Raw genomic sequence first — 17,283 nt, 5'->3', positions numbered from 1 at the left:
GAATTTTCATGCTAAAGCTCTGTAAGTCACTTAAAATTATTGACATGAAATATATTAAATGATAAATTGTTTATAATAGGATTTATTTACACAGGAGATGGTTGTAGTGAAATACTTGTCAAATAGAAAATATGAACATCATCATAGATGCAAGGTCTTATAATTATGGTTTTAAAATTAAGCCATAGATAGGGCCTATTTGTGCGAAGGCAAATGTATCTATGGAGTTATTGAGTTTTATATCTCTAAGGATACTAGTTGTCTTTAGAGATTTTTTTATAGTATGAAAGCTTCAGATTTTCAGATGAATATTATATAAGTTTTATAAATTAAGGAGAGATTGATATGAGTACAAAAATAACAAAGCCTAGTATATTGCCAGGATTTATGGAGCTTACTCCAAGAGAGCAAGTAGCCTTTAATAATGTTTATGATGTCATTAGAAGAAATTATGAGTCTTTTGGATTTCTACCTATAGACACTCCTATAATTGAAAAAAGTGAAGTATTACTTGCTAAAACAGGTGGAGACACAGAAAAGCAAATATATACTTTAACTAAGGGTAGTACAGAGATGGCATTAAGATTTGACTTAACAGTACCACTTGCACGTTATGTAGCTCAACACATGGAAGAAATAGCCTTTCCATTTAAAAGATATCAAATTGGAAAAGTTTATAGAGGTGAGAGGAATCAGAGGGGTAGATTTAGAGAATTCTATCAATGTGATGTAGATGTAATTGGCAATGGAGCATTAAGCATAGTAAATGATGCTCAGATTCCTAGTACTATATATAAAATATTTAAAGAGTTAGGCTTTGATAACTTTAAAATAAGAATTAATAATAGAAAAATCCTAGATGGATTTTTAAGAAGTTTAGATATAGATAATTATATAGAGGTATTAAGAGTTGTAGATAAAATTGAAAAGATTGGAGAAGCCAAGGTCAGAGAAGAATTAGAGGAATATATAAAAACCAGTGAAGGAATAGATCAGGTTATTAAATTTATAACTATAGAAGGTAGCAATGAGGAGAAGATTCAGTTCTTAAAAAATAGTTCAGTGACCAACGAAAGATTTTTAGAAGGTGTTGAAGAATTAGAAACTGTAAATAAATATATAAAAGCTTTTGGAATTCCGGATAAAAATTATGTAATTGACTTTAAGATAACTAGAGGATTAGATTATTATACTGGAACAGTATATGAAACATTCTTAGATGATTATCCAGAATTTGGTTCAGTGTGTTCAGGTGGGAGATATGATGATTTAGCCCAGTTCTATACTGATAAAAAGCTTCCAGGAGTTGGTATATCTATTGGATTAACAAGATTATTCTGGAGTTTTATGGAAAGCAATATTATAGATTTAGATAGTAATTCACTTATAGATGTTTTAGTGATACCCATGGACGAAGATTTTGATTATGGTATTGAAGTTTGTAATCAATTAAGACAATCTGAGATTAAAGTTGATATTTACCTTGAAGGTGGAAAGTTTGCTAAAAAAATGAAATATGCAAATAAATTAGCTATACCATATGTTATTATCATTGGTGAAGATGAGAAAACATCTAATAAAATACTTTTAAAAAATATGGAAAATGGTGAGCAACAATTAGTATCTACAGAAGAATGTATTTCAATTTTAAATAGTAGATAATTATAATGGTAGTATTAAAATCTAATAAATGATATAACAGTTTTAGTGTAAAAATGATTAGAGTCAGTTAACTCTAATCATTTTTTATTTAAGTACTATTTAAATGCTTTTATATATGAAGACATTATGTATTCTCCAACTTTAAGATTATGTCCCCACTTTTCCTCATATTCCTTAGGAACGTCTTTAGTAGTTATATTAATTTCTTTAAAACCTGAGTTTTTTAAGTATACTTCTAATTCTTCAACTGAAGAAGCACCGGTAACTCACCCGCAATATAAGGATTCATCCGCCTTCATGTCCTCTGTAAGTTCTCTCATTAAAACTATATCAGAAATTGCAATACGTCCACCAGGTTTTAGAACTCTATATATTTCATCATAAACCCTTTGTTTATTTGGAGATAGATTTATAACACAGTTAGAAATAACTACATCCACAATGTTGTCTGCTACAGGTAAGTTTTCAATCTCGCCAAGTCTAAAATCTATATTTTTATAGCCGTTTTGAGAGGCTGCCATTCGAGCTTTTCTTAACATTTCATGAGTCATATCAACTCCAATTACAAAACCCTTAGGGGCCACCTTTTTTGAAGCTAGAAAACAATCAAAACCACCGCCGCTTCCCAAATCCAAAAGAGTTTCATTAGGACTTAATTTAGATATAGAAAGAGGATTACCACAGCCAAGTCCCATATTTACTCCTGAAGGTACAGAGTTTATTTCTTCTTCAGAGTACCCTATTTTATTTGAAATTTCTACTGCGGACTTTCTAAGAGATATTTTATTAGTGTTACAGCAACTATTATTATCTGTCTTTCCGAGAGCTATGTTTTTATAGCTTTCACGAACAGCATTTTTTATTAGTAAGTTTTTATTTGAATTCATATAAAACTCTCCTTAATTATTTATTAATAGTAGGTTAAGCAATAATTAGTAGATTATGCATTTTATTATACTATAAAAAAAGGCTTATTTATACTAAATAATAGATAAAATGGATGAATATAAAATAAATCAAGATGATTTATAATCATAATTTAATTATAAAATCAAGGAATATATAGTTAATAAAATATAAATTTTAAATAAAGTTGCAAATGATTAGATATACGAAATTAAAATTTTTGCTATACTTTATTTTAAAAACAATGTAGATATTTGGATTATTGTGGATTTATATGTTAAAGAAATACAAAATATATGGATAAAAAAACAATAAAAACTATTTTTGTGTAATATATTAGTGTTTATGGAAGAAAAATCAGGTAATTTTTTTATTGAAATAAATTCTTATACTGTTAATATATTATTAAAAGTATATAAAATAATTAACATAAGTTAATAAGTTTATATACATATCATATAAGGTTAAGAAAATTATATATCAAGGGGGTAATTTAATGAACTTTAAAAAGGGCATATCTGTTGGACTAGCTATATCTTTAGTGTTAGGTTCAACAATGACAGCTTTTGCATCGCCTAATGAACTAGTTAAGTCATTGGGAGAAAGCAAAGAAAAACTAATGGTATTACAGGCTCAGATTAAACAAGAACCAGCACTTCAAACAATTAAAGACTCTGATGAAGTTAGGGTTATAGTAGAGTTAGACAGTGAGGCTGTACTTGAAAAGGCTACTAAAAAGGGGATAAAACTTGATGAAATGAGTAAATTTGAAGTTGGTAAACTTCAAAATCAAGTTTTAAAAGAACAACGTTCATTACAAAGTAAGATCAGTTCTAAAGGAATTAAATTTGAAGTTATAAATAGCTTTACTAATGTAGCTAATGGATTTAGTATGAAAACTACTCTAGGACAAGCTAAAAATCTTGAAAGTATGGCTGGAGTTAAGTCAGTTACTATTGCCAATGAATATGAAAGACCAGAGCCTATGATGAATAATAGTGGTGAAATCATAAAAACAGAGCAAACCTGGGCTAGTGGTTACACTGGGGAAGGTACAGTAGTAGCAGTTATTGATACTGGTGTGGATTCATCACATAAAGATATGATTCTTACAGATCAAAATAAAGCTGAACTTCAAGAAGCAGAAGTACAAGCTATATCTAAGGAAAAGAAATTATCAGGTACCTATAGAACCACAAAGGTTCCTTATGGATACAACTATATGGATAATAACCAAGAAATCTTAGATTTAGGTCCTGATGCTTCAATGCATGGAATGCACGTTGCAGGAACAGTAGGAGCTAATGGAGATACTAATAAGGATGGAATTAAAGGAGTTGCTCCGGAAGCACAAATCCTTGCTATGAAGGTATTTGGTAATGACCCAGCTATGGCTTCTACCTTTGGTGATGTTATAGTTAAGGCTATAGATGATTCCGTACTTCTTGGTGCAGATGTTATTAATATGAGTTTAGGATCAACAGCATCCTTTGTAGATGATACAGATTTAGAGCAAGTTGCTGTTAATAGAGCTGTAGATAATGGTGTGGTTATGGCAATATCAGCAGGAAACTCTAATGTGTTTGGAAATGGATATGATAATCCATATGCTGAGAATCCTGATTACGGTGTTGTTGGTTCTCCAGGGTTAGCAACAGATTCTCTTCAAGTAGCATCTATAGAAAACAATGTGGTTACTGGATATGGACTAGAATTTTCAATTGATGGACAAAAGAATATAGCTCCATATACTTCATCAGGAACAGATATTTTATCTGTATTTAAAGGAAAAGAACTTAAAGCTGTAGATTGTGGATTAGGTGGATTACCAGAACACTTCCCAGCAGAAGTAAAAGGTAATTTAGCTTTGATCGAGCGTGGTGGTTATAACTTTACAGATAAAATAGCTAATGCTGAAGCAGCAGGTGCTACTGCAGTTATAGTATATAATAATGCTAGTGGTGGAGAAGGACTTATAAGCATGATGTATCCAGAGGGTGGTACAATTCCAGCGTTGTTTATAGGAAATTCATTTGGTGCTAAAATTGCTACACAACTAAAAACTTCAGAAGTTAAGGTTGTAGCCAATGGTAATACTATATCAGTTCCTAATACAGTTAAAGGAAGTATGTCAGATTTTACATCTTGGGGAACTACTCCAGATTTAGAGTTTAAACCTGAAATTACTGCACCAGGTGGTAATATATGGTCAACATTAAATAATAATAAATATGGAAATATGAGTGGTACATCTATGGCATCACCACATGTAGCAGGTGGATCAGCATTAGTACTTCAAAGAGTAGATAAAGAATTTAAATTAACTGGTGAAGCAAGAGCTAAAATGGCTAAAAAGTTAATGATGAGCACAGCTATAGCTCATGTAGACAATGGAGCAAATCAGGCAGCAGGAGTAGTTGCAGGACCTAACTATACATCACCTAGAAGACAGGGTGCTGGAGTTATGGACCTTCAAGCGTCTACTACTACACCAGCTATAGTTACAGATACAACTACTGGTGAATGTAAGGTTAATTTAAAAGAAATTAAAGATAATAAAGCTACATTTACTATAGAAGTTCAAAACTTTAGTGATAAAGAATTAACTTATAATGTGGCAGGTACTGTTCAAACAGATTTAGTTGATGAACAATACACTTATTTGGAAGCGCAAAATATAATTAATAAAGATACTAAAAAATTCCCAATATCCTTTAGTAATGATTCAATTAAAGTAGCTGCAAAGGGTAAAACTCAAATTACTGCTACTGTGGATTTAAACAATACTATAACTGGAATGAATAAAAAATCTATTGAAGAAGTTTTTGTTAATGGTGGATATGTGGAAGGATTTGTAACGTTAACTGATCCTACAGATACAAACCCAACTTTAAGTATTCCATATTTAGGATTTAAAGGTGAATGGGACAAAGCTCCAGCTATAGATGCATCAATCTATGAAACAAAAAGATCATCTTTCTATGGAGTTACATCTATCGTAAATAATGATTTAGACTTCCTAGGTGTAGATTTATCAGGTAAAAATACAGATGGTAATAAAGTTGCATTCTCACCAAATGGTGATGGTGAAAATGATGCAATATTACCTATTCTTTCTTATTTAAGAAATATGAAGGAACTAGATATAGAGGTATTAGATAAAGATGGAAAAGTTATAAGAAATTTAACTCAAGATTTTAAAGTAGGAAAACATTACCATGATGGAAAATATGATAAGTATAGTATCCGCAAAGATGCTACTTGGGATGGAACTGTTAATAATAAAGTAGTTGCAGATGGTGAATATACTTATAGAGTTAAAGCGAAAGTAGATTATGAAAATGCTAAGTGGCAAAACTTTGACTTTAAAGTAAATGTTGATACAAAGGCACCTGCAGTTAATAAAGTTAATTATAATAAAGATACTAAACAACTAGAAGTAATTGCAGAAGACAATAATAAGGGTCATGTTTACAAGTATGTGCTTATTAGTGATGGTAAAGTAGAAGAAGAAAATGCAACAGGAAAATTTGATTTAAGTGAATTAGATTATAAAAAGTGTTCTGTAGAAGTTTATGATTATGCACAAAATAAAACGTCTATTAAAGTAACAGAAGCAACTACAGGAGAATATAAGGAGCCTACAGGAGCAGCACAAGGAGATACTACAATTCCTACAGTAATGGTTGAAGGACCAGAATTCTTTGGAGTATCAAATAGTGGTAAGATAGTTGTTGAAGGTACTGTAAAGGATGCTTCAGCTATAGCAGAGTTTACTGTAAATGGAAAGAATGTACCATTAACCTTTGATACTCATAGTGGTCTTTGGAATTTCTCAACTGAAGTAGAATTAAAAGATGGATATCATAGCATTATGGTTGCTGCTAGAGATGCTGCAAATAATAAAATAGAATTTGCTCATAAATTGTTTGTAGATACTACAGCACCAGTAATTAACCTTGAAGCTGTACCATCTGAAACTACTAAAGATTCAGTAATTATTTCTGGTAAAATAAACGATAACCTACCAAGCTTAAAAGTTAAGGTAAATGGTAATGTTGTTAAAACAATAGCACCAGATTGGTCATACTTTAATGATTTAGAAAGTGCTAAATATGATTTAGCTTATGAAGTAAAATTAGCTGAAGGTGAAAACAAGATTTCTGTTGAAGCTATAGATGATGCAGGAAATACAACTGTTAAGGAAATAACTATTAAAAAGGTTAAAAAGATTGTTGAGTCTACTGGTAGATTATATGGAAAAGATAGATATGCAACAGCAGTAGAAGTTAGTAAGACTGGTTGGGAGAAATCAGATATGGCTGTAATAGCTAATGGAACAGCTTATGCTGATGCTTTAGTAGCAGCACCTCTTGCAGCAAACTACGATGCACCAATACTATTAACTGAAACTAGTAAATTAACCGAAGCTACAAAGACTGAATTAAAGAGATTAGGTGTTAAAACAGTTTATGTAGTAGGTGGAACAGGTGTTGTATCTGAAGCTGCAGTTAAAGAGATGACTAAGATGGGAATTGATGTAGTAAGATTAGGTGGAGCAAATAGATACGAAACTTCACTAGCAGTGGCTACACAGATAGATAGACAAAAGAATGTTGAGAATATCTATGTTGCAGGTGGGTATGCTCCAGCAGATGCATTAACTATTTCATCTAAAGCAGCTACAGATAAGACTCCAATAATATTAGTTGAAACTAAAAAGGTTCCTAAGAAAGTATTATCATGGCTTAAAAATCAAAAACTTAAATCAGCTTATGTTATAGGTGGAGAAACTGTAGTTAAGAACTCAGTTATGAAAGATTTAAATAAAATCACATCTGAGGATATAGCTAAAAATAGAATAGGAGGAGCAGATAGATACGAAACTAATGCATTAGTTATAGAAAAATTATTTGCAAAAGAGCAAAAAAATATGTATGTAACTGAAAGCATGAAGTTAGTGGATTCTCTAGTAGTTGCACCTCTAGCAGCTAAAACAGGTTCACCAGTTATAATAACTAATTCTAATTTATCTGATAAACAAAAGTCTTTAGCAGATAAGATGTTAGTTAAGAAAGTAGTAGAAGTTGGTGGACAGGTTAATAAAGCAGCTGTACAAGACTTAGTAAATAGAATAAATAATAAATAAAATAAGAGAATAGTAAAATATCCTAGGTAGTAATGCCTAGGATATTTTTTATGTAAAAAACAATTTGAATATATTGTAATTATTTATATTTTAGTGCACTTATATGTTTGAAAATTCCAAAATATAAATCGCATAGGATATAAATATTTTTTTATGTAGTAAAAGTGAGAAATACAAAGAAATAATTTTCTTGAAATAAATCCATTTAATGTTAAAATATTCTTGTGAGTGTAAAAATTTTACATTAGGCAATTGTATACAAGGAGGGATATGTATGAAAAGTGATAGGTTAAGGCGTATCATGGCAGGAATTTTTACTATTAGTATTATGACCACCTCTGTATTTACTACGAATGGATTTGTAGCATATGCAGATAGTAATGAACTGAAGATAGATATCAGTAGAGCACATCCAATTATAAAAGGTGAAAAGTCAATATTAAGTACTATTGCAGATTCTCAGTCACATAGTGAATTGGATTCGCTATATAAGGCTGATGATGAGGTAACTATTATTGTTGAATTAGAGGACAAGCCTCTAATTGAATACTATTCATCAGGAAAGACATCAAATAGTGTATCATCTTTTATGAAATCATCAAAATCTCAAGGAATTAACAACCAATTACTAAAACAACAAGAAATAGTTAAGCAAAGAATTCAGAAAGAAGTTCCTATAGTTGTGGAACAAGAGTACACTGTGGTAATGAATGGATTTTCTTTTATTGCTAAATATAGTGATTTAGATACTATTAAGGCAGTTAAAGGAGTAAAAAATGCATTTGTTTCAACAGTTTATCGTTTGCCGGATCTAGAAATTGAACATAAGCCAACTATGGCATTTAGTAGTGAAACTATTAGTTCTACAGAAGCTAATAAAGCTGGATATACAGGCAAAAACATGGTTGTTGCAGTTTTGGATACAGGGTTAGATGTTAAACATGAAGCTTTTAAAAACAGTCCAGAAGAAGTAAAGTATTCAGAAGCTGAAATTACTGACATAATGAAATCTGAGAATATAAATGCTGATGGGAATGTTTATAAAAGTGAAAAGATTCCTTTTGTATATGATTATGCAGATAAAGATGATGATGTAAGTGATCCAAAACAACATGGTACACATGTATCCGGAACGGTAGGGGCTAATGGTGAAAATTTAACTGGAGTTGCTCCGGATGCACAACTTATGATGATGAAAGTATTTAGTGATAGCACTGGTGGTGCAAGAGCTAGCGATATTTTAGCAGCATTAGATGATGCTGTAACATTAGGTGTAGATGCAATTAATATGAGTCTTGGTTCAGGAGCTGGTTTTACAGCAGAAGCTGAAGATGTAATAAATAAAACCTATGATAGAGTAGGGGCATCAGGAATAAATTTAATGTGTGCAGCAGGAAATGACTATAGTTCAACTTATAATTCTAACCTAGGAACTGATCTACCGTTAGTATCTAATCCTGATAATTCTATAGTAGGCTCTCCATCAACTTATAATGCAGCAACATCAGTTGCAAGTATTAATAATAGTAAAATTACAGGTGCATATATACTTGTAGGAGAAACAAAAATCAGATATACAGATGCCAATGATGGTACTAGTAAAGAGTTTAATTCTCTTGAAGGAGACTCAATAGAATATGTAGCTATTCCAGGAGTTGGAACAGCTGATGATTTTAAAGGAATTGATGTAAAGGGTAAAATTGCTTTAGTGAAACGTGGAACCATAAATTTTACAGAGAAGGAGGCTAATGCTGCTACTGCAGAAGCAGCAGGAATTATTGTTTATGACAATGCTGAAGGAAACCTATTAAATATGAAGACTGATGGTAAAATACCAGCGATCTTTATTTCAAAGGAACATGGAGAATTCATGGTTAAGCAGTCAGTAAAAAACATTTCTATATCAAAAGAATATAAAGATGCCTTTGATTCAGTTGTAAAAAGTCAAATGTCTGACTTTTCATCTTGGGGTGTAAGTCCGGATTTAAAATTAAAACCAGAAATAACTGCTCCAGGGGGAGATATATACTCTACTTTACCAGGAGGAGTATATGGTTCAATGAGTGGTACATCAATGGCTACTCCTCATATGGCTGGAGCTTCAAGCTTAGTAAGACAATATATAAATGAAAAGTATCCTTCTTTAACAGTAAAGGAAAAGGAAATATTAGTGACACAATTGTTAATGAGTACAGCGATTCCTGCAATTGATCCAGATGGAGTTGCATATTCACCACGTAAACAAGGTTCTGGAGTTGCTAATGTTTATAATGCTGTAAAAACATCAACATATTTGATTGGAAGCGAAGGAAAACCAAAAGCTGAATTAGGGGATAGTGTATCAGGTGAATATTCTTTCAAGTTTAGTGTTAAGAACACTTCGGATTTACCAGTTAAGTATACTGTAGATACAACAGTATTAACAGAAAAAATATTGTCTACAGAAGAAGGAAAATTCTTTGCCCAAGCATCTAAAGAATTAGACACATCTATGGTAAATGTAACATTAGATGGAGTGGAAGGAAGTAGTATAACGGTAAATGGAGGTGAAACAAAAGCTATAAGCGTTTCATTAAAACTTACTGATAGTGCAAAGAAAGATTTAAAAGTTTGTGATAATGGAACCTTTATTGATGGATTTGTTACACTTATTTCTGAAAATGAGGATAAGATTAATTTAAACTTACCCTTTGTAGGTTTCTATGGAGATTGGCAAGCTGTACCAATATTTGATAACAATTTATACGATAATGAAACAGCAGCTATGTATGAAACTGCACTTGCATATTTTGATAGAGTTGCATCGAAAGCAAATTATCTTGGAGTTAATCTTTTCAATGGAAAAGATAAACCTTTGCTAGTAGATGAAAATAAGATTGCTATAGGATCTGATATTGATGGCTCTCATACTGTAAATGCAGTAGTTGGATTGTTAAGAAATACAGAAAAGCTAAGTTATACTGTAACTGATAGTAATGGAAATAAGGTTTATGAAAATAAAGGTAAGAGGGCAGATAAATCTTTTTATGATAGTAACACTGGTAGAATAACCAATGGATTAGATAGTATTGGTTGGGACAGTATGGATAGCAAGGTAAAGAAACCTCTTAAAGATGGAGTTTATACCTATAATATAAATGGAATTCCAGTAGGTGGAGATGAAAAGGATATACAACAAGTTAAATTACCAGTTACTATTGATACAGAAGTTCCAGAATTGATAAATAGTAAAGTTGAAACAATTGATGGAGCAAAATATTTAACTGTAACTTTAAAAGATAATCACTACTTGCAAGGAATGCAATTAGTAAACGAAAAAGATGAACCACTAACAGATATAATTGTATTAGATAAGGACGTAAAGGGTAGTGAATATGAAGAAGTATTTAAATTAGGTAACTCTGATGTTAAAGCTGTAAAGGTTATAGCTGTAGATTATGCTATGAACTTATTAGAAAGTGATTCTGTTGCTTTATCTGAGGGGGAAATTGCGCCTGAAAGTGTAACATTGAATGATAAAGATTTAGAATTAGCAGAGGGTTCAGAATACCAAATGACGGCTAAAGTAAATCCTTCAAATTCAAATGATAAGACTTTAACATGGTCATCTTCTAATGAACAGGTTGCAACTATAAGTGAAACAGGTTATGTGAAGGCATTAGCTATAGGTGAAACTACAATTACAGTTTCCACAGTGAATGGAAAAACAGATTCTACTACATTAGAAGTTGTAGCTAAAGATGAAGCTACTACAGAATTAGAAGCACCATATGTAATTAAGAGTGATGGTAATTATAAACTTCCAGCAGATTTAAATGATGCAACAGTTGTTATAGAAGAAACAGCAAAATCAGTATCTATTGTTGGTGATAATGAAAATACAAGTGAAAACCCATATTATGATGTAGATATTTGTTGTGAGGGAGACACAAATCTTGTTATTAATAATTTCAACTCAGAAGTAACCACATTCTTTAAAAATGTAATAGAATTTAAGGGTGCTAAGAATACTTTAACCTTAAAAGGTACTAATACCTTAACAAGTACATCAGAGTATTCTAGTAAGGCTATTATAAGTGCAGCTTATGGTACAGAACTTGAAATATTAGGAAAGGGCACATTAAATGCAATACCAGGCAAAAGTAATTATGGAGCTTGTATTGGTGGCGGAAATTCAGGGGATAATATGAATTCCGGTACAATAAATATAAGCGATGGTATTATTAATGTTACTACCCGTGGAGCTGGAGCTGCAATTGGCGGAGGCTTTAGTGGTATTGCTACTAATATAAATATAAGTGGTGGTAAAGTAACGGCTATTTCAGATGTTAAGGCTTATAACAGTTCGGCTACTATAGGTAGTGGTACATTAGCAGAAAATATTGATAAGTTACCAAGTAATATTAAAATTACAGGTGGAGAAGTTAGTGTCATTAACTGTAGTGATGGTGCAGCCATAGGTGATTGTAGTGATGGTAATACAGACTATAATATAATGATATCAGGTGGCAAAGTAAATGCCCAATCAAATAGTAATAGTACCTTATATGCAGGTTCTGCAATAGGTGCAGGTGTAGCTTCAATAGGTAAAATAGCAATAAATATCTCAGGTGGAGTAGTAAACGCTATAACTACTAGTAAAGGTGCAGCTATAGGTGGAGGTACTGAAAGTGAAGCTGGAACAATAAAAATTGAAGGTGGAACTATTACTGCAACTTCAAGCAATTCTGGTGCAGCTATAGGTAGTGGTTATGATGGTAAGAAGCAAGATATAACCATATTAAAGGGTACAATAAAAGCTACAGCAACAGATAAAGGACAAGCGATAGGTAAAGGTGAAGGTGGAGAAGAGTGCATAATAAAAGGAATGAATGAATTAACTCCTTGTATAGCAACAATTTCAGCACCTAATGTAACAAGTGTTAAAGTTGATGGTGTGAATTGGAATATAACACAAGGACATGAAGAAGATGATAATATCTATTTATATCTAGTAGATAAAACAGAGCCATATAAAGTAGAAGTTGTAGAAAGTGGTGTAAATAAAGCGTACCTTGTAACAGTAAAAGATGGGAAGATTAGTATTGAAGAAATAGATATTACACCTCCAAAAACTCCAACTATAGCTGAAGAAGATGGATTGGTAACATTAACAGCAGCAGATGAAGATACAACAAAAATGGAATATAGCTTAGATAATAAAACCTGGACTGTCTATACAGAACCAGTGAAAGTTGATGAAAAAGCAACAATATATGTAAGAGCTATAGATAAAGCTGGAAATATAAGTGAAGTAGCACAGTATACAGTACCAGATAGGACAGCACCAGGAGTTCCAAAAATAAAAGAAGAAAAAGGCTTGGTAACATTAACACCAGCAGATGAAGACACTAAAGTTATACAATACAGCCTAGATGGTAAGGAATGGAAAGAATATAGTGAACCAGTACAGGTACCGGAAAAGTCAACTATTTATGTAAGAGCTATAGATGAAGCTGGTAATATTAGTGGTGTAATAACTTATACAATACCTGATATAACAGCACCGAAAGCTCCTGTTATTACTGATAAGGATGGCTTAGTAACATTAACAGCAGCAGATGAGGATACAGTGAAGATGGAATATAGCTTAGACAATAAAAACTGGGATACCTATACAGAACCAGTAGCATTAAAAGAACAAGAGACTATATATGTTAGAGCTGTTGATGAAAGTGGTAATATAAGTGCCATAGTATCCTATACATCTCCAGATGTAACAGCACCTAAGTCTCCAATTATAACTGAAAAATCAGGTGTAGTAACAATAAAATCAGCAGATAAAGATACATCAAAAATAGAATATAGTTTAGACAACAAAAACTGGACTATTTACACAGAACCAGTAAAAGTTGATGAAAAAGCAACAATATATGTAAGAGCTATAGATGAATCAGGTAATATAAGTGAATTAGCACAGTATACAGTTCCAGATAGAACAGCACCTAAGTCTCCAGTTATAACAGAGAAGGATGGGTTAGTAACATTAACAGCAGCAGATAAAGACACAGCAAAAATGGAATATAGTTTAGACAATAAAACTTGGAATATCTATAAAGAACCAGTAAAGGTTGAGGAAAAGGCAAAAATTTATGTAAGAGCTATAGATGAAGCTGGTAATGTAAGTGCAGTAGTAGAATATAAAATGACAGAGAAACCAGAAAAGCCAGAAAATCCGGAAAAACCAGAAAAACCAGAAAAACCAGAGAATCCAGAAAAACCAAGTAATCCAAGTACAGGAAAACCAAGTAATCCTAGTACTCCAAGCAAACCAACAGGTAAAATACCACAAACAGGTGGTATGGTTGGAAGTGGTGTAATGGCCTTAGGAGGTATAATTACCGTTGCAATTGGATCACTAGTTTTAAAAAGAAAAAAATAATTAAATTAACTAATAAACAAAAGAAGATATAATTATAATATAAAACAAAAAGACTGAAATAGATAAATTAACTATTTCAGTCTTTTAATATGATTTAATATTTATATTATTACATATATGGTATAATTGTATTAAAATGTTAAGGGGGATATCATGTATATAATAGTAGGATTAAATATATTGTTAGTTTTCATAGCGGTAATTTATATGGTGAAAAATATACTTATTAACTACAGATTATCTGAAAGTGGATTAAAAAATGGATGTATTGCAATACTTATTTGTATAATGGTATGGTTTGCTGGAAATGGAGCACTTATTGGTATAAAAATAATAGAGGCAGAGGATACTTTAGAGTACATGGTTAATAATGAAAAAGAGGAATATGAAGAATTAGATGTAAATTTTGTTAAATCAACTATTGAAGAAGATAAAAAATATGTTAAGAAATATTTTTTAATTTCAGGAATATCCTTTGTATTCTTTGTGTTATTAACAAAGAATATTTCAAAAGAAATAAGGGAAAGACCTACTACAAGCAAATGGGACTTATCTAAGTATAAATAAAAGCATATTTACAAACTCCTATGTAAAGGGTTAATATAATTATAGAAGGTTTATTAACTTTCAAAATACAAAGATGCATTATAGGGGGATTTTTAACATGGAAGGTACAATAAAAACTAAAGTAGAAAATTATACTTTAAGATTTGCTGAAGAGAAGGATATACCTTTAATTCTAAAATTTATAAAGGAATTAGCTGATTATGAAAAGCTTTTAAATGAAGTAGTTGCTACTGAAGAAATTTTAATGGAATCATTATTTGTTAGAAAGGCAGCTCAAGTAGTAATTGGTGAGTATGAAGGAATACCAGTAAGTTTTGCATTATTTTTCCATAATTTCTCAACCTTTACAGGTAAACCAGGTTTATATTTAGAAGATTTATATGTGAGACCTGAAATGAGAGGAAAAGGAATGGGAAAGGCACTTCTTTCATTCTTAGCTAAATTAGCTGTAGAGAGAGATTGTGGTAGATTTGAATGGTGGTGTATTGATTGGAATGAACCATCAATAAAATTCTATAAGCAACTTGGAGCAATACCAATGGATGAATGGACTGTATATAGAGTATGTGATAAAGCATTAACTGATTTGGCAGCAGAATTTTAATCAGAATAAGATATGAATAAATATTTAAAATTTTAATATATTATATGGTTTTTATATTTAAAGTTTTGATTTCTTAGGGGCTGTATCAAAACTAATTGATAGCCCACAATAAAAAAAGAGTGAATTCTAAATAAATGAATTCACTCTTTTTGCGCATAATATTATTTATGAAAAACTTAAATTATATAAGTAATAATATTATGGCTATCCATCAATTAGGATTGCCAATTTCTTTCGAAAATATAATACCTGATAATGATTCAGTAAGATTACTTTATAATGTTACGGAGGGATTAAATTATAAAGAGCTTTACAAAGCTTACTCTACCAAAGGTAGAAATCCAGTAATCTTACCAGAAACAATGTTTAGGATTATAATATATGGTTACATGGAGGGCGTGTATTCTAGTCGCAAACTAGCGAAAGCCTGTCGGCGAGACATTAATTTTAAATGGCTACTTCAAGGTCAACGAGCACCAAGCCACAGTTCAATAGCAAGATTTAGAAGTGATAACTTATCTATTTGCATTGATAATTTATTTAACCAACTAATAGCGAAGCTAGCAGATTTGAACGAAATTAGATTTGAAAATATATTTATTGATGGAACTAAAATTGAGGCTAATGCAAATAGGTACTCTTTTGTTTGGAAGAAATCTGTAGAAAAATTTGAATATAAACTGCAAGAAAAAATACAGGGCATGATTTGTGAGATTGTGGCTGAATTTAAATTGAATTACACAGTTAATATCGAAAAAGTATCTATTGACCACGCCAAGGAAGTATTAGAACTACTTAATTCTTTAAGAACTAAAGAAAATATTGAGTTCGTATATGGAAAAGGTAAAAGGAAAAGTAATCTTCAAAAATATACTGAGGCATTATTGGAATTTATAGATAAGCAAAGTAGATATGACGAGTATAACTCTACTTTTAAGGGGCGTAATAGTTTTTCTAAAACAGATCATGATGCAACTTTTATGAGAATGAAAGAAGATCATATGAAAAATGGTCAGCTTAAACCTGCTTATAATATTCAAATTGGAGTTGAAGGTGAATATATAGTAGGTGTTGATTTATCTTCTGAAAGAGCTGATCAGCTTACTTTTATACCATTTTTAGAAAAATTGGAATTGGGTCTAGGGGTTAGATATGATTCCGTTATAGCTGACGCTGGGTATGAAAGTGAAGAAAATTATACACATCTAGAGAAAAATAATCAACAAGCGTATATTAAGCCAGCATCATATGAAAAATCTAAAACATTAAAATATAAAAAAGATATTAGCAAGGTTGAGAACATGACTTATATGGATAATGATGATTCATATATCTGCGCAGCAGGCAAGAAATTACTTTTCAAAGGTACTACAAATAAAAAAAGTAAATCTGGATTCATATCAGTTAAAAAAGTATATGAATGTGAAGATTGCACAGGCTGCGCCATGAAGGATAAATGTACGAAGGCGAAAGGAAATAAACAAATATATGTAGCTAAGGAGTTTCTACGTTTAAGAAAAATTTCATTGAAAAATATAACTTCACCGGAAGGTGTTATTTTAAGAATGAATAGGTCTATTCAAGTTGAAGGAGCCTTCGGCGTTATAAAACAGGATTATGGATTTAGAAGGTTTTTGATGCGAAGTAATCCTAAGGTTTATACGGAATTCTTATTAATGGCATTTGGATATAACATAAATAAATTACACAATAAAACCTTGAAAAATAGGAATAGCCAGTTGTTGCACAAAATGATCAGTTGATATAAATACAAGTAAATACATATTATGGGATAAGAGGTTTTATCTCTTTTTGTCATGTTTAAAATAAATTATTATACAAAACATATAATCAAAATATAGGAAAATAAGTTCATAAATTGAAAAAAGTGACTGCATGGAATGAAATTTAAAAAACTTCATTCTGATACAGCCCCTATTTTTTATAAGATTATATTCAATAGAGGTTATATTT

7 protein-coding genes are annotated in these 17,283 nt (G+C 31.2%); 6 read left to right on the top strand and 1 reads right to left on the bottom strand.

From position 1 onward, the window contains the following. Window positions 1–345 precede the first annotated feature (345 nt). Window positions 346–1,662 (top strand): histidine--tRNA ligase, encoded by a 1,317-nt coding sequence (gene hisS, locus B3J31_RS10050; protein ID WP_346867346.1) that lies wholly within the window; start codon window positions 346–348, stop codon window positions 1,660–1,662. 95 nt (window positions 1,663–1,757) lie between these two features. On the opposite strand, the gene arsM is transcribed toward hisS, so the two are convergent. Then, entirely contained in the window at window positions 1,758–2,549 is a 792-nt protein-coding gene (gene arsM, locus B3J31_RS10045) for an arsenite methyltransferase (RefSeq protein ID WP_346867347.1), read from the bottom strand. A gap of 515 nt (window positions 2,550–3,064) precedes the next feature. On the opposite strand from arsM, the gene B3J31_RS10040 reads away from it, so the two are divergent. The 5 genes from B3J31_RS10040 to B3J31_RS10020 all read left to right on the top strand — a co-directional run bounded on the left by B3J31_RS10040 (window position 3,065) and on the right by B3J31_RS10020 (window position 17,072). Next, entirely contained in the window at window positions 3,065–7,717 is a 4,653-nt protein-coding gene (locus tag B3J31_RS10040; RefSeq protein WP_346867348.1) for a cell wall-binding repeat-containing protein, read from the top strand. A 274-nt stretch (window positions 7,718–7,991) separates the two neighbouring features. Next, complete coding sequence (locus B3J31_RS10035) at window positions 7,992–14,138, top strand: S8 family serine peptidase (RefSeq protein WP_346867349.1); 6,147 nt, start codon at window positions 7,992–7,994, stop codon at window positions 14,136–14,138. Between the two features lie 153 nt (window positions 14,139–14,291). Continuing rightward, complete coding sequence (locus B3J31_RS10030; RefSeq protein WP_150845722.1) at window positions 14,292–14,705, top strand: hypothetical protein; 414 nt, start codon at window positions 14,292–14,294, stop codon at window positions 14,703–14,705. A gap of 97 nt (window positions 14,706–14,802) precedes the next feature. Then, on the top strand, window positions 14,803–15,309 hold the full coding sequence (locus B3J31_RS10025; protein ID WP_207656786.1) for a GNAT family N-acetyltransferase: 507 nt from the start codon (window positions 14,803–14,805) through the stop codon (window positions 15,307–15,309). A 167-nt stretch (window positions 15,310–15,476) separates the two neighbouring features. Next, window positions 15,477–17,072 carry an IS1182 family transposase gene (locus B3J31_RS10020; RefSeq protein ID WP_346867350.1) on the top strand — a complete coding sequence of 532 codons (1,596 nt, stop codon included), beginning with the start codon at window positions 15,477–15,479 and terminating at the stop codon, window positions 17,070–17,072. Window positions 17,073–17,283: the final 211 nt, after the last annotated feature.

Origin of the sequence: Clostridium sp. UBA5988, from assembly GCF_002435615.1 — a bacterium.
GTDB lineage: Bacteria > Bacillota > Clostridia > Clostridiales > Clostridiaceae > Clostridium_J > Clostridium_J sulfidigenes.
Note: the sequence above shows the minus strand (reverse complement) of the source record. Positions and strands in the feature narration are given on the sequence as shown.